This is a genomic window from Bacillus sp. AR4-2 (assembly GCF_008274865.1).
Classification (GTDB): Bacteria; Bacillota; Bacilli; order Bacillales; family Bacillaceae_G; genus Bacillus_A; species Bacillus_A cereus.
On record NZ_CP031063.1, the window covers coordinates 1 to 17,694 of the forward strand.

The following is a 17,694-nucleotide window of genomic DNA, read 5'->3' on the forward strand; positions in this document are numbered from 1 at the left end:
GTGGAAAGGAGGTTCAATATGAATACAGTGCAAAGAGCTATTGAATTAATACTACATAAAGGGTTACGAAAATATAAATCTAAAAACTCGAAAGCTGGATTAGTATCTATTGCAAATCAAGAGGAATTTGAAAGTAAAGTGTTAAATGGGAAGAAGAATAAAAAAGGATCAATTTTTATTACGCGTAAGAAAGAAGATTTAAGCGCTAAGTTTGGAACTCGTGGCATAGTATTATCATCTGAAGAAGCTATACTGGATCATATTGGACAGGCTTCTCACTGGACACCTAATGTATATAATTTTGGTACGTATAGCAAAAAGGGGCTTCGTACAGTTGTGGGTCATACAGAAAAGAATTTACAGCAAATTAACTGTTTTGTTATTGATATTGATTCAAAGTCATTCCCTATGACTGCAATTAATGATGTGGCACTAAACGCAGGTTTTGGTGTACCTACTATGATTCTTGAAACAACTAAAGGTTATCAAGTATATTATGTGTTAGATCAAGCTGTATATGTAACAAATAATAATAATTATATAGCTATTAAATCAGCAAAACGAGTCTCTCAAAATTTAAGAGAAATGTTCGCTGAGAGCTTACCAAACGTGGATTTAACATGCAATCACTTTGGTTTCTTCAGAATGCCTTCAGTTCAAAATATTGTAATGTTCTTTAAGGAAAATGTGTATACATTCAAGGAATTACAAGAGTGGAGCAAGCGTCAAGACGATAACAAGGGAAATAAACTATTCCAGAATATAATAGAAAGTCCGTTTGCTAAAAATGCTCCTGTAGAGCAACCGAAGCAAATGGATGAATTATGGTTCAAACGAGTGATAAGTTGTACAAATGTATCTCCAAAACAAACGAAAGCAGGGCGAAACAATGCGGTTTTCACCCTTTCTTTAGCATGTTTTCAAAGTCAGTATGCTATTAAAGACACAATTGACTTGATGGATCAGTTTAATAGTAATCTAGAGCAGCCATTGGAACATAGTGAAGTCAGAGGAATTGTAATGTCTGCGTACTCTGGAAAATATCGAGCAGCACATAAAGATTACATAAATCGTTTGGTGCGAATATATGAATTAGATGGAAAAGATTCAGTATTTCGTGCGCCTTCAGCATTTTGGAAGAAACATAAAAAACAACGTAAGGATCGAGTTCGGAGCCACTGGCACGAATGGGAAGCCGATATCATTTCTTTTTTATCTATGAATTCAAATAATAAACCTGTGTTATACTTTACACAGTCAGAACTGTGTGAAGCACTTCATATCCCACGAAGTACCTTAAATACGGTACTAAGAAAGAGTACAAAAATCTATAAAGTGGTTAAGGGAAAAGGAAAAAGTGCAAAAACAGGACTGTCTACAATTGGAATTTTAATTGCGTTTGCTTTAAAAGAAAATGGTAGAAGAAAAGAAAGTTATTTAAACTACTTACAGGGGATATTCCCTCAAATAAGTAACATAATAGAACATGCAAAAACTAGTAGCGCTATGGTGGAAGAAGAAACACTATACAGCATATTGGAAGGGCTACCAGCTGGTTAAATTTAATTGTCCACTCTGCCAATACATATTATATCTATGATACATGTTTTTGTTACTGTGCTATAGCGTTAGAGGTTACTAGTTTAGATTTCTCTTCTTTGTGATTTTTTACTTTTAGACTAACAGGTTTCTATTCTTATTATGGTATGTGAAATTGTTACTGGTTTTCTAGAAAATTGTAATATTGGTGGTGTGTTATTTGAGTAAAAATTATTCTATAGATCGTGATAGTAGAGGACGTTATAGACACTCGTATGTATTTATGAGAGGAGTTAATGTTGAGATTAAGCTACTTAATCATGAAGATTTATTAAAAGGGAAAATTACATCAATAGAAGAGTATTATTGTGTTCTTGATATGGAGGGCCCAAGCGGTTCCTATCAAGTGACAGTTAATTTTTCTGAAGTAAAATATATAAGACATGAAGAGTTTCAAACTGTTGAAGAAAGATCTCCTAAGTTTAGCGAAAGAGACAAGAAAACCTCATTTGTATTTAAAATTGGTGAAAAGATTGGTTGTGTATTTAAAGATGGTAAGGGGATAAAAGGGATTGTATTATCTGAAGGTGCCTATTATCTGTACGTTAAAACTGAAAAAGAGAAATATTATACAATCATGAAGAGTGCTCTATCTTATATTGTACATATGAAGCATGATCCGTTACTTGAAACCAATGATTTCTATACGGAGGAAATGAAATTAGCTAATTATAAAAAGCCTACTGAATATGTATTTTCTGTAGGGGATACAATTATGGTTTATTTTCCTAGCGGTAAAAATGTATCGGGTATTGTTTTGGATGAAAGTAAATATTGGGTGCTGTTACAGACTGAAAAACGTCAGCTAACGGTTTTTAAGGGTAGTTATTCATATTTTAAACATGAGATGTATGATACAAAAGCTTATTTATATGTGGGGAATAAAAAGTTAAGAAAACAATTAAGAAACGATGAGTAGATAGTATATAAGGGGCTTTTCTTTTAGATTTTTATTACTACTTACTTATAACGAAGTTATTGTTTAATGCGTACTTCAAATGTATATTTTGAAGTACGCATTAGCAGGATAAAATTTTAGTTTGGAAAAAGTCATTATCACTCTTTTTGATAATTATTACAACCATATATACTAATATTTTGATTAGATGTTTGTTATAATTAGTAAAGAAGTTTATTAATTATACAGAGAGGATATATTATTATGGGTTATAAGTTTCGTAGAATTATCCAATTTTCGCCTGGAACAAGACTAAATGTTTCATACAATGGCATGGACGTAAGAGCCGTTCCAAATGAATTAAGATTTACAACTTATGTGCCTGGCACTGGAATTTCATATAAACCACGGATAGAAGAATCAAACAACTATTATAAACAACGAGAGTTTCCTAGACAAAACACTTCCTATTTCACTATGAATGAACCAGATTATAATACGGTAAAAGTATTTGATCCGGTAAGAGAAAAAGAAACTTACACTGTAACTGCTTTTCGTAAAAAGGATAGTCAAGTAAACTCATTAGGAAGAAAACTAATGAAGCCACTTTCCATAATTACAGGTGTTTGTGCGGGTCTATTCTTAATTATGATGCTTTTTATTCCTGCTCTAATCCTGGCAGTCATTTCTTTTCTCTGCTATAAAAATATACAAACACCATTTGCAGTTGTATGCCCAGAATGTGATGCTGAAAATCTATTAATTTTTGAAGAAGCGAAGATTGTTTGTCGTAAATGTGCGAGCAATCTTATAATTTTAAAATAAAAGGCATTCAACTGAATGCTTTTTATTTTAAAATTATAACTTTTTTAGAAAATATTTGAAAAATAATGCAAGTAAATGTATTATTATATATGGTTTTATAAATTTTTATAATTATATATAATGCAGGGGGAATAATAATGAAATTAGGAAAATTAGCTCTAGTTGGAGCATTAGCTTTAGGGGGATTAACAGCAGTTGATACAATCAATACACCTACTGCATCAGCAGACACAGTAAAACATGCAGTAGCACCATATGACAGCTGGGGTATTAATAACACATATATCTTAAATGAATTTATTGAAAAAATGCCTGCTGAGTACAAAAAACTTTTAAGTTTCTCTTACAAAACAAAAGACTATTTCACAATCCTTGTAGATGATGCTGGATTAGTAGCTGGTGAAGACCAAGTTAAAATTTTCCGTGTATCAGATAATGGAGATCTATCTCGTTATAAAACAATTAATTTCCATAAAGAAATTGCTATTGCGGGTAAAGTAGTATTTGATACTCAAATTACAGACGCTTACGAGCCAGGTAGATATGTAGCAGTCTCATACATTCATGGCAAACATTTAAAGAGCGATTTCTTCACCATTAATAAGTAATATTAATAACCGGTTCCTTAACATATAGGGAACCGGTTAATTTTTGTCTAACTTATATTTTCGCTTAATTGGAAAGATATTTTGTAATTCCATTTAGATTTATATAAACCTAAATAGAAAAGGTGGTAATTTATTTTATGCTTAATAATTCCAAGGATACAATAATAGACTTAATAAACAATATTATCTATAACGTTGCTTTATATGTTTTAGTATTTATAATTTGCATGTGGTTTTTAGTATGTATTATGCGTTTAATTTTTTGGGGAGCATTTAGAGTTATAGCAGTGACTGATAATAACCACTCACATTCTCTAATGAAATTAGCTAAGGGAGAAAAAATAACATCACGAAAAAGAAGATCCTCCTATAGATTTAAGGCCGTTGGGAAAAAAGCGAAAACAGGTACTGTTTTAGATTCAGACTTGGATGATGATGTAATGGACTATGACAGTAATTATAGCTCTGATAGCTCAACTAGCTATAGTTACTCCTCTTATAGTTCAAGTTCTGATAGTTCACATAGTAGTTCCTGTTATAGCAATTCTTTTAGTTATAAAAATGAAAACTCATCAAGTTATGATAATTCTTCTTATTGTAGTTCTGATGAAAATGAATAATAAGAGGTATTGCTGAGATATGTGAAAAAATAGGTCATAGGACAGGAGTTAAGTCTGAAATTTCTAAACTATATTTTTATTTCCTTTCGACATAATATGACAATAAATAGATTTATAATTTGTTATTATTAATATCTCAATATTACATTTTATATAATTGGAGGAACAAACGTGGGAAAAATATTTAAGTTTGGATGTTTAGGCATTATAGTTTTATTTGTAATCGGAATAATTGCTATGGTTGCTGGTGGCGGAGATTCAACAGAAAAAACTTCTACAGACACGAAAGCAGTATCAAAAGAAGGTGTATCTTCTGATGTTAAAATTGCTGTAGGGTCTATGGAAACAGTAGATTCTGTAGGTAATGAATATACAAAAGAACAAGCGCAAGGTGTCTTTAAAATTTTAGAAGTTACACTTACTAATAATCAAAAAGACGCTATTACTGTGGATGCTAACAGCTTTAAATTGGTAGATAATAAAGGTCGTGAATTTACATATTCAACACAAGGTCAAACATCTTTTGACTTAACTAACGGTGGAAAAACTGACTTCTTCTTAAAACAATTGAATCCTGGTCTAACACAGACAGGTAAAATTGTTTTTGATATACCAAAAGATGCGGAAGGACTTTTCTTAAAAGCTAGTGGCGGTATGACAGGTAAAGAAATTAATTTAAAAGTAGAATAGAAAAAAGGTACTCGAAAGAGTGCCTTTTTGTATGTGTGTTAAAAACCCACCTATTTCCGTAGGTGGGTTTTATCTTTATTACACAATACTAAAGTATACTTTCTTTTTCGCATAAACTTTATGTAATTATACATATTTATGAAAAATACACCAAATAAATATTACATGTAGTAAAATATAAAGAGTGGATACGTTCTATAAAGCAGATTCTATTGAAAGACGTAACATATCAACGGTTAGAGGAGATGTGGCGTCAATCTAATACGGATCGCAAATCTCTTGTATTTTGTAAACTAACAATCTGGTGTATATAGAGGACTCTGTTTTATAGGATGTATTTACGTGTATTACAAGGGGATAATACGGATAAATTTATGTTACATGAGCGTGGTTTAAGTCGGGGGGAGGCATCTTAGGATGCCTCTTTTTATGAAATAATATGAAAAGTTAATTAAGAAATTAGTTCTATCTTAGCATTAAACGTTATTACCTATTTTTATCGTTTTAAAAGACTGAATATTCTGTTTTTTATTTTTCACTTAATCTTTAATCTGCAAAATAATATTTAGTTTGCAGAAATATGGTAATATTTAGACCAATAGAGAGTCAAGAAGAAGGAGGAGAATCAATTGAGCACGAGTATCTTTACGAACCAAAATACGTTTAAAATGTTGAATGACTGGTATCATCTAATGATTTCCCAAAAAGTTAACGAAGCAGCAGCTTTGAAAAAAGAAATTAATGAACGAAAAGATGAAATAAAAGATGATCAAAATCTATTAATGTATTATTCTCTATTGGACTTTCGGTACAAGGTATTAACAAATGGATTAGAGGTTACAAGAAACGGTTTCGAAGAGGTAGAGTCTCTTTTTACGCCTAGGGACAATTTTCTAATGTTTTATTATCATTTTTTTAAAGGAATTCATCTCACATCTATTTCAAGCTTCGTGGAGGCTCGAGAACACTATGAAAAGGCAGAAAGGCTAATAGAGTCTATTCCAAGTGAAATTGAGCTTGCTGAATTTTATTATAGAACAGCAGCATTTTATAATTATACGTATAAGCCACTTGAAGTTATTAAACGCGGAAACCAAGCATTAGAATTATTTAAAAAGCAAATAGGATGCGAAATTAATGTGGGACTGTGTAAAAATTTATTAGGTGGCATTTGTATACATTTAGAGCAGTACGAAGAATCGGAAGAATATTTTACATCTGCAATTGATATCCTTCAAAAACAAGAAGCATCAGAATTGATTTTACGGGTTCGAAATAACATTGGTTGGTTGTATGCAAGCCAAAATCTTTCTTCGTTAGCGATTCGTCATCTTTCTGAAGTTGTAGAAAACATGCCAAATCATTACAAAGCGATTTTGTTATTGGCGCGTGAATATCATAAATTAGGAGAAGAAGAGAAGGTTTCTGAACTTGTTACAAAAGGAATGGAAATCTGTAATCAAAATAATGATGAATTATACAAGCATCATTTTAATATTCTTAATGAAATGAACTTAAATATTTCTACAGAAAGAATCGAAAAAACGATTTTAGAAGGGATTTCATATTTCGACAAAGAAGAACTCTATGAGTATACAAAAGAATATACAGAGAAGCTGGGAGTTTGCTTTTATAAACAAGAAAATCATGTAAAAGCAAGCGAGTATTTTTATTTACATCACCAAGCAAGAGAAAAGAAAATTGAAAAAGGGGCGTTGAAGTAATGAAGAAAATAGTAGCAATTGTATTAGGTTTAGGACTAATTGGCTTTTTATCAGTTGGATTGAATTCAAGTGATAAAGCGTTTGCTTATGGAGATTATCCATCACCATCAATGTTAGTGAATAGTGATTATGACGGCGCACACGGGGAAACAATTTAATACAAATAAAAAGAGGATCTGTTTTAGATCCTCTTTTGTTTGGGGTAATGATTTAGATTTCTTTTATTATAACATATTAATCTATCGTTTTGGTTATTTTTTACCAATATAGTAAAAAGGAGGGGTTATATTGGATAATGGCAATTTTTTTAACTTTATGGAGGACAGAAGGTTAAGGGAGAGAGAGCTGAAATATTTGTAAAGATAGATAAATAACCTTATTTTTAAATAGAGTTGATTACATATAGCTAGTTCTACCATCAATATTTTCTAATTATCTTAACTTAAAAAGTGGCAATCCTTAAAAGATAAGGGTGCCACTTTTTTATATGTCTTTAAACTAAAAAAAATTAGATTCTTGAAACTGTTTATAAAATCTATTTTCTAGTAATTAATGGGTACTACAATTTAACCAGTTTAGGATATTATATGGGTTAAAAATGCATATTTTTCTTATAATTTATATATTATAATTAAATAAAGGTAGGTGCTATATGAAAAAGTTTTTTTTATTTATATTTTTTAGTGTAGTAATTATAGGAGCTGTAATTTTTTTTAGTGGCGATAAGGAGAAAATAATTGCAGAAATTGAAAGTAAAATTCCTGTAAAATTAATGAAAGAGGACAGTAAACAAACAAAATGGGATAAGAATGCAGAGAAGCCAGAAGCAAACGAGGAAGAATCAGTAGAAGATTCTTGGTATCCAGAAAATGATGATGAGATTATTGCTAAGCAAATAGAGGGAAAACAAAATGATTTTGATAATTCAATATCTCATGATCGAAACTCAGAATATAAAGTTATTGAAGATATTATAGATAAGATTGTGCTAAACCATATAAATGGTGATGGTTTGATTCCTTTATTGGAGTCTGCTCAAAGTTCTGAATATGCTGGAAGCACATCTTTACAAAAGGTTAGTTCCAATCGAGTAAAAAGATTAAATCAAAAATACAATGAAAAAATAAGTACATTGAAACATAGTAAGTGGAAGAAAGTACAAGATTTTCAAACAACGCTAGATAGTTTATTTAATACAGTATTAGAAACGACTGAAAATCCAAGTGAGGAAGATTACGAAAAAGCAAAAAAAGAAAGTGATAAATTAATCGAAATTTATAAAGACATGAGAAGAGAAACATTAGAGGAAATTGCTAAAGATTTTGCTAAAGATGGAAAAATAATTTGGAGTCATACAGCTGCTATAGGGGCCGTGAATAGGGCAGATAATATTGTTAGAGATAATATAGCTTTAAATGCAGCTGTAGGCTTAATGGAGTATTCATATCATAACTTAAATGTTAAAACCCCATATCCGCATTTGGATTTGAGAGAACCAAAAGATGTTAAGAACTTACAGAAAATCAAACTAGATAAATATATTAACCCAAAAGAAGACAATGATTATGGAAAAAGATTAATCAGATGGGGTAATTATTTTAGAGATATAGGTATGTTAATTGATAAAGCGGTAAATCAAAGAGATGAGAAAGCTAGATTAGAAGCTATTCAAAAATTTAATTTGGCCTCTATTGAATATATGAATATAGTTGGGAACAATCCTTTCGAAAAAATTGATGAGGGAATCAATTGGAACCCGGAAAATAAAAAATGGCCTTTTTAAAATTTTAGATTGATGGTGATGGAGTATCATAACTAATATAAAAAAGAAAAATGCTATTAGTTGATTACTACATTCTTAGGAATGATTTGATAATACAAGAAAGCCAAAGGGACAGTTTTTTATTGACTGTTTCTTTGGCTTTTAATGCTTTATTTTTTAGGCATCCATGTATGTCCGCAATTCACGCAACCATTGACAGTGTTCTTTCTACCAATAAACCCACTGAATGCCGTTATAGATAATCCTAAAGCTATAATAAAATGGCCAACAAGTATAGCTGGGCCACTCAATATAAGAAACGGAGAATTTGGAGAATGATCAAGAGAAGCAGCAAAGAAAAATAAAGATACAAGAGCAACAACCACAAGGAATAAAATTATAACCTCGCTTATTACCGACTATTTGATCAGATTTACATTTCCTACAAACAACACGCCTTTTGGCTTTTTCTTGTTGTACAGTTTATGTGTAACCGCCTTTACTTGTTTTTTACCCCTAATATAACAGTTATAGGATATTTATAAGTGATAATATCTGGGTAGTAAAGCATTATAAAGATAGTGTAGACTTAAATGTTTATATGTTAATATGTTAATATATTTAACGTGAGTGAAATGGGGTGTAGATAATATGTTTAAAAGAATTAAGTTTTTATTAGCTTTATTTATGTCTGTCATAGTATTACTTGCAGGGTGTGGAACTTCTTCAGTTCCTTATAAAAAGGGTGACACTTATAAGGATAATCAGGACAATTTTGTTAAAATTACAAATGAAAACGAATGGCAAGTTAAAGGATATCGAAATCATGAAGCCCTTTATAAAGTTGAGCCAATGGAATATAAGGGTGGTTCGTATTCAGTAGTATCAATCTCATTAAAAGAAAAAATGACTAAAAAAGATCCATGGCTTATTTTAAATGAGTTTGAGTATTATATTTTGGCACCTACTGAAAAGGGGTTTTCGGCAGTATACATTGGTACATCAAATTCAAATGACACGAAGTGGAAAGAATTCAAAAATGAATTAGAAAATGTAAAAGATAAAGAAGCATTCTTGAAAAAAGAATTTGAGAGTGGCAAAAAAACTTCAAAGAAATTTGAAAAGACAAACTAGAACATATAGATAACTTTAAGAGCAGAATCATATTTAATGACTCTGCTTTTCTTGTAAAGCTAATGGGCGGGAAGAAAAATGTTTTTTGTGAAAATCACTTTATATTTGTCATGCTGATTACAGCACTATAAAAGACAAAAAAATTCTTTTTGAGAAACAATTTAAACTAATAAGCTTAGCTTGCTAGGCATGTGGTGTCACTGTCTTTTTTATGTTACAACTGAAAAAGAGGATTTCTATATAATTATGAAGAGTGCTTTAGCTTATATTGCACATGTAAAGCATGATCCATTACTTTTAACAAACGATTTCTATACAGAAGAAATGAAACTAGCTGATTATAAAAAGCCTACTGAGTATGTATTTTCTGTGGGGGATACAATTACGGTTTATTTTCCTAGCGGTAAGAATGTATCAGGCGTTGTGTTGGATGAAAGTAAATATTGGGTGTTGTTGCAGACTGAGAAGCGCCAAATAACGATATTTAAGGGTAGTTACTCTTACTTTAAGCACGAAACATATGATACGAAAGCCTATTTGTATGTCGGGAACAGGAAGTTAAGAAAGCAATTAAGAAGTGGAGAATGATTGCGAAATTAAATTTTTAAGTAGTTGTGGGGGAAGTTATTCAATGGCAGACAATACAATAAGTTTATTTAGCCTGGTCGTTAGTGCGTTAGGTGTGTTAGTAACGGGAATTTTTAGTTGTTTAATTTGGCAGGCGAATAAACTTGCGGCTAAGGCTGCTAGTGATGCGGCGGCAGCTGCAAAGGATTCTGCTGCTTTAGCAAAGGCAGCTTTAGATGATCAGAAACAACAGGGGGATCATTTAAAGGTAGCCATTAGGGGAGATATTACACATCATATAATTTTAATATTTGTTCAGATTATAGCTGTATCTAGAGAAACTGATACGGAAGAAGATTTAAAAAAACTTCCTAGCAATTTACAACTCCGAGAGGATTGGCAAAAGTATTTTTCTTTGGAGGAATGTACAGCTATTAGCAGGGCAGAACTAGCTTTAAAAAACTATATTAAAAGTTATGTACCAAATGGTATTCCTAATAATCAATTAAATCAGGATTTTAAAGTTGTTACTACAAATTTATACGAGGTATTTCGAGGAGTATCGCATCTACTTATTGAAACAGAGCTAGGAAAAGGAATAAGTGATAAATTAAGAGATAAATAGTTGAATGTTAACGCATTTATTTTTGAGAACCGTCTTTTGCTGACAGGCATTGACGGTTCTTTTTTGCATTATTGGTAAAATCCTAAATACATATTATATAAAAACTGAATATATTATTATTTTGTTGTTATTTGTGAGATAATTTAGTTGATAAATTTTTTGAGAGAAATGGAGCGATTGTTGTGAGTTTATGTTGTGAATATAATTTTGAGCATTATGTTTGTAATGTTTGTGACGAAGTTTTAGCTAAAGACGATTTCATTGTACATAAAATGGTACGAGATTGGCGTTGTCCAAAATGCGGTGGTGTAGTGGAAGTTTATACGGACAATGATGATATGATTTATTTACGGAAGCATGCCCCTGCAATAAAAAAAGGAGATATGATACAAATAAGAGTATTTGATCATTCTGTTGAAGGGCGTCACTTAGTTCTTGGAGTTGAAGAAAAACCAAATGGAAAGTATGGGGTTGCATTAAAAGGTTATCGAAAGGTTACATTAAATGAAGACGATTGGGTAAATTGTGAGTGGGGTTCTTGGTCTGGTAATATTTCTGACCTTAAATAAAAATAACTGAATTCTTGTAGGAGTCACCATATCAAAAAAAGAAAATTGTACGTTTAGACACATTTCAAGTATTTTCTGTACGTCCAGAATGATATGGTGCCCCTAATAGAAAGTAACTTGGTTAATTTCCCCTTATGATAATCCTTAAATATTTATTGCTAATATATTTTTATTGATATATAATAATTTACGTCTTTACTTATATGTGTTTAAGATACATCGGAATTAAAAAGGGATCTTTCGGGATTCCTTTTTTTCTATAAGTATTGAAATTCTATAAAACTCGATATATTATATTTTTGTATTTTCTCAGTTCCCGAGCCGAGAATACATCATCACTTCTGAAAGAACCCGAACTTCAGCGGGTTCTTTTTGCAAAATAAAAAGCATCCACTATGTGAACACTTCATGTTATTATGGTTAAGCTGTTTTAATTCAGATTGATATGTAGGTGAAACTAATGGAGAATAAACAACCTGAACAAAAGTACGATCTAAGCAAGATATACACATACACAGAGCATCCTGACAAAATCAGCGGTCGCTGTGATTATTGCGGAAATACCGCATTCAAAAGTTCCGTTAAAGATTTCATCTATTTAAGAGAATGCCGTAAATGCGGCATGAAGAAAAGTATCTAGCCCCGCATGGGCTTTTTTCTTTATAAAATAAAAAAGCAGAAAAATTCGATTTTCTATACATTAAGGGAATCGACTTTTTGTTTTTAATTGACGGATGTTTCTTAGCTTAATGATTTTCTTTTTAATTAAACAGTTATTTGCGTCATAAACCAATAACCAAAAATTATTATCACCAGCCCCATAGCAGCACCCAATAATATTTGTCCGTCAGTATCAGCCCAAAATTCCCTTAAATCTGTTTTTGCTTGTTTCCTATTTTCGCCTGTTGAAAATAGATAACGAATAGAATATGTAACAAATAAAAAGAATGACGTGGTTATATCTATCATGACTTATGTACCTCCCTAATATGTGCGCTATTAATTTCCTTATACGTTTTAAGCTAAGATATCTGAAATCATAATGTTAATAAATATATCCCCCCGATTAAAAGTGCCGCAGCAAAGACTAATATTATTATTCCATCAGGACTATTAAGAATTTCTTTTATATGTTTTTTTGCTATTTGCTTAGTTTCTCCACTTGAAAAGAGATAAACAATGGAATGGAGAATTAGTAAGAAAAACGCCGTAACTAACTCTATCATGGTTTATGTACCTCCTAATATATATGTACCTTTAATTAACCAATAATTGCCTTATACATTATATCAGCTAGGGTACATGGAAGTATAACAAATTATTTTTATAATTTGTTTTATTAATCGATATGTTAAAAAAAGACACCTAATAATTCCTTAGCGTACGAAATTCGCGTTTTGTTGGTAGAACCCCTTTACGTACTGGATATGCATTATTTCATATTTGAGAAGTCCGATTTATCGACATTTTACGACAAGATTTATAGTATCATTATGCTAAGATACTACATGCTAACATTCAGTTAATTGAATGTTAGTGGGGGGGAATCCTTAAATTAAGGGGCAATTTGTATGAATTTAAAGCAGAATGAAAATGTGGAATCTGAAAAAACACTAAGTAAATTTCTAGGCAGCCTTATAGATACAATTGATTTCCAAAGAAGAAGTCAGGGTGCTCTTGCAAAGGAAATGGGGGTTGCTGGCGGTACACTTTCTAAAAATTTAACAGGAAAAACTCAATTTGGTTTTTGGACTTTAGTTAAGTTACTCAACATTTTGTATGATGATATAAATAAAAGACAAGAAATGTTATATACTTTTTGTTCTGTTACCACAAGCAAGATAAATTTAAGAATTGCGATGGAATACGCCAATGCTAAAGGTGATCTGAGACTATTAAAATTAGTCGTTGATAGTGAGAAAAAGTCATCGTTAGCAATGAATAGGGAATGGGCTTTTGCATATGAACTAGTATGGATGCGTAGTAGTGGTATTCTTCAAGGAAAAGTGTTATTAGACGAACTTGAGGAACGTAAAAAGCGTAAAATTATTAAGACGGAAGAAATTAAGGTCTTATATGGGATATTAACTTTCTATACGATGTATGATTTAGAAAAATTTAATTCTCTTTTTGATTATGCGGAAGTAATGCAACCTAATATTGAACTGATTACGGATGAATTTATTCGTTCAGCTTATAGCGGAAGAATTAAAGAGGGGCTAGCTTATGCGTATTTAATGCAAGATAAAGTAGATAAGGCAAGAGAATTGTGTCATGAAATTTTGAATTTAGAAGATGATAAAGATTGTTTTGCACTTCTAAGAGCTTCAGCCTTGGTGTATCTTGCAGAATCATATACGTTTGAAAGTTATGAAAGAGCAACTTGGTATATAAAAAAGTCTTTAGATATGCTTGATTTATGTCAATCAGAGAGAGCAAACAAAAGAAAAGAATCAGTCTTGACTACCTATGCATTTATTAAGCTAGTTAATCAACAGGAGATCGACAATATTAAAATCTATCACCCTGCTGAGGAAGCTTTTTGTGAAATTGTTAAGGGAAACAGTCAAAGAGCAATTGAAATTCTGATTGAACTAGAAAAAAACAAAGGATTTTTAACTCCGATGCAATATTGTTATTTAGGAATAGCGCAGAATGAAGTTACTCTAATTGAAAATGCTATTGTGCAATTTGAGTGCGAGGGTAACAGGTTCTATAGCAAGTTCCCGAAAAAGATATTGGTTAAATTCACTAAAAATGGTACAATGTGTGAGGGTGGTGCGATATGAAAAAAATTCTATTTGCAATAACAACTATTGCTTTAGTAGCGGGAATTGTTTTTGCTACTACTAGTGATAAAGAACAATCAAACAATATAGTCAAAAAAGATTCAGAACAATTATATGCTAGAATGGGAGACCCTGGTGGCGGAATGGGTTAACCCTTAAATATTAAGAATGCGATTGTCTCAATAGAGGTAATCGCATTCGTTGTTTTACGGGAAATTTCCCAAATATCAAATTCGATACAAGAGAAACATATGTGAAAAATTCACAAACTATCATTCTGAATGCGGAACTATATTTTTATTATTGTTTATTACGTTTTTATGTTTACAAAACAAAAAATAAGCACTAAAATTAGAACTAACGTTCTGTTAGTTTCCAAAATTTGTGATTTTAAAAAATCCAAAAAAAATCCCAGTTATCTAATCCGTTGATAACACTGGGTTTTCCGAAGACTTTTGATATGTAGTTTGGTTAGATATAGCAGTTTTTGAGAAATTATGGATTGACGATAAAACACAATCGTTGTAATCTTAGTTTTGAAAGATGTTTATTAACATCTAAATTGTGAACTACTAACAATTACATAGTTACATGGGCTGAAAATAAAAAGAGCTACCAACTCTAGATATTTTCGACCTTTTAAAACACTGAGACTGTTTTAGAAAGGCTGCCCACTTGATGAAGCATAACGAGATGCAACATCAATAATATTATACTGTTTCGTGTATTTATACAAGGTATGCAAGGGTATACTTACGCGTTATTTTTATTAATATTATTGGTTTTGTGCGGTTATCCTTCTTAAAAGTGGTTCTTCGGATGAGAAGAAAAAGGCGTAGACTAAAACATTAGTTTACGCCTTTTTTGTATTCTGTAAGAAACCCATTGGCTATATGAAAATTTTATAATGCTCGCCTTAATATTTGTGATTGTTTATGTGAATGGGATTGAGTTAGAAACTTGTTAGCAGGTGTCTAGATCGTGAGAAAGTCTAGATACAAATTAAAATTTATAAGATTGGAGAGAAGAACCATGAGAGAAAAAGAGTTTAGCAAAAGTACACACAGGCTTAAAGTAACCAAAGAAATGGATATTGGCACTCTACTAAACAGAGCGCACAAAGTTAGTACCTTTGATGGAAAAAATTTAATCGTTCTCGATAATGGCAATCTGTACGATCAAGCAGGTAGAAGAGAAGTTCCTGTAACAAATATGTTTAGGTATATCAAAAGTGTAAGAAATAGCGATGGAATTGTTATCGCAAAGAAGAATAAACCGTGTAGCAAATTAATGCAGGTTATTTATGAGAGAAAAGCAAAGCAAAAAATGAAATAGTAATACATTTGATCGATTTAATTGTGCAAGAAACATAGCACACTTGGGGTTCATAGCTCAAAGTAATGAATCTTGTGTATGTTCCCCATCCTGTTCTTTGAAAACTTCATATAGTTGCTGGGGGAAGGGCAAATCATCGCATGCCAGTCCATTTCGTGAATCTAGGAGATGCAAGACACGGATAAACCCTTAGGGACAATAAGTCCGCTTGAAAATAGCAATCGATGTTGGTCTATCTGTAGCAAGGACTACAGACTACTTAAAGGGCTGTACAATACACATAAAAGTGATTGGGCATATCGCCATGACGGAGAGATTCCAGAGCGATGCACTTGTACACGCAAGCCTTTAACGAGTAAGCGTAACGAGACTAAACGCTTCTGTTACAAATGGAGATACTCCTTTTCTTGCATTTGTATCCGACCGAATATAGACCGTTTAAATTAGAAAAATCAAGAATATAAAATATTTCTTGTAGAATTAAACAGATCAAATAGGAGTCAAAAATTATGAGTATGGAATACCAAGAAAGGTATATCAGAAAGGTAGCAAATATCCTTACAAGTAAAACGAAGCATACGACAGGCTGCCTAATTGAAGGCGAAAGCGATGTATGTTTAGAATTTCAAATAGAGCTGATAAGCGCATTACGAGATAATCATAGACTTGTTTATCATTTAGATTTCAACGATTATGTAAGCGAAACGGACTGTCTTGCAGCGTTGAAAAAGGCACGTAAACAACTTAGTTCAAATAAGCAAGACGGAAAGACATTATTTCTTTCTCTAGCTTCCTTTGAACGTGTAGAGAAGAAAACAATGGATGCAGTGAAAATATTAATAGGCAGCCGCTCATTAGGTATAAATTTAGTAGTTAGTGCGAATAAGAGATTTGTCCACTTAGTAGGATTAACAGAATACTTGGTTACGATGAACAAATCAGATGTAGTATTTTCAGAGCTGTACCGCTATAGCACTCAAAAGGTACTAGCTTCCCTAAAAAATGAAGATGTATCATGGGGGGAAGCGAATGAGTCATAAAATCGAGAAGATATTAAGAACAAAAAGCATTCATGTAGACTTGTTTGAGCTTGATGAAAAATATGATCTCGGACAAAAGATAGATGTCTGCTGCAAGAAAATGAATGTGATTCATACCTTTAAGGTTTTTAACATCACTTTGCTTAGAGGGAATCATTGGCTCGTTCATTTACAGTAAAAGTAGTGGGGTCTCAAATGTTCATATGTTAATATATTAATGTAGTGAATATAAATGAAATGGAGTGTAGACACCATGTTTAAAAGGTTCAAGTTTTTATCCGTTGTATCGGCTTTATTTTTATCTATAACAGTATTACTGGCAGGGTGTGGAGGTTCTTCAGTCCCTTATAAAAAGGGTGATACTTATAAGGATAGTAGAGATAATTTCATTACGATTAATACAGAAAACGAATGGCGAGTTAAAGGGTCTCAAAATTATGAAGCCCTCTATAAAGTTGAACCAATGGAATACAAGGGTGGTTCGTATTCAGTTGTATCAATTTCATTAAAAGAAAAAATGACTCATACGGATCCTTGGCTTATTTTAAATGATTATGAATATTTCATTCTAACACCTACAGAAGAAGGATTTTCTTCAGTATATCTTGGTACATCACATTCAAATGATACAGAGTGGAAAGATTTCAAAAAAGAATATGAGAAAACTAATGACAAAGAGGGATTCTTGAAAGAAAAGTTTGATAATGGTAAGAAGACTCTAAAAAAATTCAAAAAGACAAACTAAATGTTAAGAGCAGAATCATATTAATGGTTCTGCTCTTTTTTATTGCTAATGATTCAAAATTAATAAGGAGGAAGTAAAATGTTAGGTCAAAATCGTTTGATATTTCCCGCAATGATAATAGTCATGATGGTAGTATTAGTAGTTTTTGATTTGTTGCTTTCTTT

The 17,694-nt window shown here is 31.6% G+C and carries 20 protein-coding genes and 2 pseudogenes; 19 read left to right on the plus strand and 3 right to left on the minus strand.

What is annotated here, in order from left to right; all coding sequences use genetic code 11:
- Positions 1 to 18: 18 nt before the first annotated feature.
- From repS to DN399_RS27130, 9 genes are all read left to right on the plus strand, one after another.
- On the plus strand, positions 19 to 1,560 hold the full coding sequence (repS, locus tag DN399_RS27090; protein WP_149150131.1) for a replication initiation protein RepS: 1,542 nt from the start codon (positions 19 to 21) through the stop codon (positions 1,558 to 1,560).
- Between the two features lie 199 nt (positions 1,561 to 1,759).
- Positions 1,760 to 2,518 (plus strand): hypothetical protein, encoded by a 759-nt coding sequence (locus tag DN399_RS27095; RefSeq protein ID WP_149150132.1) that lies wholly within the window; start codon positions 1,760 to 1,762, stop codon positions 2,516 to 2,518.
- Positions 2,519 to 2,761: 243 nt separating this feature from the next.
- Complete coding sequence (locus DN399_RS27100) at positions 2,762 to 3,322, plus strand: DUF4236 domain-containing protein (protein WP_149150133.1); 561 nt, start codon at positions 2,762 to 2,764, stop codon at positions 3,320 to 3,322.
- Positions 3,323 to 3,459: 137 nt separating this feature from the next.
- Positions 3,460 to 3,930, plus strand: a complete 471-nt coding sequence (locus DN399_RS27105) for a DUF5065 family protein (protein WP_149150134.1) — start codon at positions 3,460 to 3,462, stop codon at positions 3,928 to 3,930.
- A gap of 137 nt (positions 3,931 to 4,067) precedes the next feature.
- Complete coding sequence (locus DN399_RS27110; protein WP_149150135.1) at positions 4,068 to 4,550, plus strand: hypothetical protein; 483 nt, start codon at positions 4,068 to 4,070, stop codon at positions 4,548 to 4,550.
- A 171-nt stretch (positions 4,551 to 4,721) separates the two neighbouring features.
- Positions 4,722 to 5,240, plus strand: coding sequence for a DUF4352 domain-containing protein (locus DN399_RS27115; protein WP_000516010.1), 519 nt, complete (start codon positions 4,722 to 4,724; stop codon positions 5,238 to 5,240).
- A 629-nt stretch (positions 5,241 to 5,869) separates the two neighbouring features.
- The gene (locus DN399_RS27120; protein ID WP_149150136.1) at positions 5,870 to 6,964 is read left to right on the plus strand and encodes a response regulator aspartate phosphatase; all 1,095 of its coding nucleotides are present in this window, start codon (positions 5,870 to 5,872) and stop codon (positions 6,962 to 6,964) included.
- Positions 6,964 to 7,122 carry a Phr family secreted Rap phosphatase inhibitor gene (locus DN399_RS27125; RefSeq protein WP_000724587.1) on the plus strand — a complete coding sequence of 53 codons (159 nt, stop codon included), beginning with the start codon at positions 6,964 to 6,966 and terminating at the stop codon, positions 7,120 to 7,122. The genes DN399_RS27120 and DN399_RS27125 overlap by 1 nt, the downstream gene beginning before the upstream one ends.
- 494 nt (positions 7,123 to 7,616) lie before the next feature.
- Positions 7,617 to 8,747 carry a hypothetical protein gene (locus DN399_RS27130; RefSeq protein WP_149150137.1) on the plus strand — a complete coding sequence of 377 codons (1,131 nt, stop codon included), beginning with the start codon at positions 7,617 to 7,619 and terminating at the stop codon, positions 8,745 to 8,747.
- 149 nt (positions 8,748 to 8,896) lie between these two features.
- On the opposite strand, the pseudogene DN399_RS28805 reads toward DN399_RS27130, so the two are convergent.
- Positions 8,897 to 9,149: pseudogene (locus tag DN399_RS28805) on the minus strand (hypothetical protein).
- A gap of 228 nt (positions 9,150 to 9,377) precedes the next feature.
- Between DN399_RS28805 and DN399_RS27140 the strand changes: the two are divergent.
- The 5 genes and pseudogenes from DN399_RS27140 to DN399_RS28525 all read left to right on the plus strand — a co-directional run bounded on the left by DN399_RS27140 (position 9,378) and on the right by DN399_RS28525 (position 12,261).
- Entirely contained in the window at positions 9,378 to 9,860 is a 483-nt protein-coding gene (locus DN399_RS27140) for a DUF5512 family protein (protein WP_000476336.1), read from the plus strand.
- Between the two features lie 210 nt (positions 9,861 to 10,070).
- Positions 10,071 to 10,448 (plus strand): annotated as a pseudogene (locus DN399_RS27145) (hypothetical protein); the annotation flags it as partial.
- A gap of 43 nt (positions 10,449 to 10,491) precedes the next feature.
- Positions 10,492 to 11,052 carry a hypothetical protein gene (locus DN399_RS27150; RefSeq protein ID WP_149150138.1) on the plus strand — a complete coding sequence of 187 codons (561 nt, stop codon included), beginning with the start codon at positions 10,492 to 10,494 and terminating at the stop codon, positions 11,050 to 11,052.
- A gap of 182 nt (positions 11,053 to 11,234) precedes the next feature.
- Positions 11,235 to 11,621: a hypothetical protein gene (locus tag DN399_RS28520; protein WP_000050570.1), complete on the plus strand. Its 387-nt coding sequence runs from the start codon at positions 11,235 to 11,237 to the stop codon at positions 11,619 to 11,621.
- Positions 11,622 to 12,081: 460 nt separating this feature from the next.
- Positions 12,082 to 12,261: a DUF8096 family protein gene (locus DN399_RS28525; RefSeq protein ID WP_079998859.1), complete on the plus strand. Its 180-nt coding sequence runs from the start codon at positions 12,082 to 12,084 to the stop codon at positions 12,259 to 12,261.
- Positions 12,262 to 12,386: 125 nt separating this feature from the next.
- Here the strand turns inward: DN399_RS28525 and DN399_RS27165 are convergent, their stop codons facing one another.
- Positions 12,387 to 12,590, minus strand: coding sequence for a hypothetical protein (locus tag DN399_RS27165; protein WP_000565583.1), 204 nt, complete (start codon positions 12,588 to 12,590; stop codon positions 12,387 to 12,389).
- 68 nt (positions 12,591 to 12,658) lie between these two features.
- Positions 12,659 to 12,847, minus strand: coding sequence for a hypothetical protein (locus tag DN399_RS27170; RefSeq protein WP_000571721.1), 189 nt, complete (start codon positions 12,845 to 12,847; stop codon positions 12,659 to 12,661).
- Between the two features lie 345 nt (positions 12,848 to 13,192).
- Between DN399_RS27170 and DN399_RS27175 the strand changes: the two genes are divergently transcribed.
- The 5 genes from DN399_RS27175 to DN399_RS27195 all read left to right on the plus strand — a co-directional run bounded on the left by DN399_RS27175 (position 13,193) and on the right by DN399_RS27195 (position 17,530).
- The gene (locus tag DN399_RS27175; RefSeq protein WP_149150139.1) at positions 13,193 to 14,410 is read left to right on the plus strand and encodes an AimR family lysis-lysogeny pheromone receptor; all 1,218 of its coding nucleotides are present in this window, start codon (positions 13,193 to 13,195) and stop codon (positions 14,408 to 14,410) included.
- Positions 14,407 to 14,562, plus strand: coding sequence for a hypothetical protein (locus tag DN399_RS28205; RefSeq protein WP_000721692.1), 156 nt, complete (start codon positions 14,407 to 14,409; stop codon positions 14,560 to 14,562). The genes DN399_RS27175 and DN399_RS28205 overlap by 4 nt, the downstream gene beginning before the upstream one ends.
- An 880-nt stretch (positions 14,563 to 15,442) precedes the next feature.
- Positions 15,443 to 15,745, plus strand: coding sequence for a hypothetical protein (locus tag DN399_RS27180; protein ID WP_001208169.1), 303 nt, complete (start codon positions 15,443 to 15,445; stop codon positions 15,743 to 15,745).
- A gap of 509 nt (positions 15,746 to 16,254) precedes the next feature.
- A complete protein-coding gene (locus DN399_RS27185; RefSeq protein ID WP_000061605.1) occupies positions 16,255 to 16,785 on the plus strand; it encodes a hypothetical protein in 531 nt (176 codons plus the stop codon).
- Positions 16,786 to 17,038: 253 nt separating this feature from the next.
- Positions 17,039 to 17,530: a DUF5512 family protein gene (locus tag DN399_RS27195; RefSeq protein ID WP_000476274.1), complete on the plus strand. Its 492-nt coding sequence runs from the start codon at positions 17,039 to 17,041 to the stop codon at positions 17,528 to 17,530.
- The last annotated feature ends 164 nt before the right edge of the window (positions 17,531 to 17,694 follow it).

What these genes read in the sequence shown, in the direction of transcription:
- DN399_RS27175 (WP_149150139.1), top strand. Translation starts at nt 13,193, where the DNA reads ATGAATTTAAAGCAGAATGAAAATGTGGAATCTGAAAAAACACTAAGT.
- DN399_RS28525 (WP_079998859.1), top strand. Translation starts at nt 12,082, where the DNA reads ATGGAGAATAAACAACCTGAACAAAAGTACGATCTAAGCAAGATATAC.
- DN399_RS27185 (WP_000061605.1), top strand. Translation starts at nt 16,255, where the DNA reads ATGAGTATGGAATACCAAGAAAGGTATATCAGAAAGGTAGCAAATATC.
- DN399_RS27100 (WP_149150133.1), top strand. Translation starts at nt 2,762, where the DNA reads ATGGGTTATAAGTTTCGTAGAATTATCCAATTTTCGCCTGGAACAAGA.
- DN399_RS28205 (WP_000721692.1), top strand. Translation starts at nt 14,407, where the DNA reads ATGAAAAAAATTCTATTTGCAATAACAACTATTGCTTTAGTAGCGGGA.
- DN399_RS27105 (WP_149150134.1), top strand. Translation starts at nt 3,460, where the DNA reads ATGAAATTAGGAAAATTAGCTCTAGTTGGAGCATTAGCTTTAGGGGGA.
- DN399_RS27180 (WP_001208169.1), top strand. Translation starts at nt 15,443, where the DNA reads ATGAGAGAAAAAGAGTTTAGCAAAAGTACACACAGGCTTAAAGTAACC.
- DN399_RS27195 (WP_000476274.1), top strand. Translation starts at nt 17,039, where the DNA reads ATGTTTAAAAGGTTCAAGTTTTTATCCGTTGTATCGGCTTTATTTTTA.
- DN399_RS27110 (WP_149150135.1), top strand. Translation starts at nt 4,068, where the DNA reads ATGCTTAATAATTCCAAGGATACAATAATAGACTTAATAAACAATATT.
- DN399_RS27165 (WP_000565583.1), bottom strand. Translation starts at nt 12,590, where the DNA reads ATGATAGATATAACCACGTCATTCTTTTTATTTGTTACATATTCTATT.
- DN399_RS27125 (WP_000724587.1), top strand. Translation starts at nt 6,964, where the DNA reads ATGAAGAAAATAGTAGCAATTGTATTAGGTTTAGGACTAATTGGCTTT.
- repS (WP_149150131.1), top strand. Translation starts at nt 19, where the DNA reads ATGAATACAGTGCAAAGAGCTATTGAATTAATACTACATAAAGGGTTA.
- DN399_RS27130 (WP_149150137.1), top strand. Translation starts at nt 7,617, where the DNA reads ATGAAAAAGTTTTTTTTATTTATATTTTTTAGTGTAGTAATTATAGGA.
- DN399_RS27140 (WP_000476336.1), top strand. Translation starts at nt 9,378, where the DNA reads ATGTTTAAAAGAATTAAGTTTTTATTAGCTTTATTTATGTCTGTCATA.
- DN399_RS27150 (WP_149150138.1), top strand. Translation starts at nt 10,492, where the DNA reads ATGGCAGACAATACAATAAGTTTATTTAGCCTGGTCGTTAGTGCGTTA.
- DN399_RS27170 (WP_000571721.1), bottom strand. Translation starts at nt 12,847, where the DNA reads ATGATAGAGTTAGTTACGGCGTTTTTCTTACTAATTCTCCATTCCATT.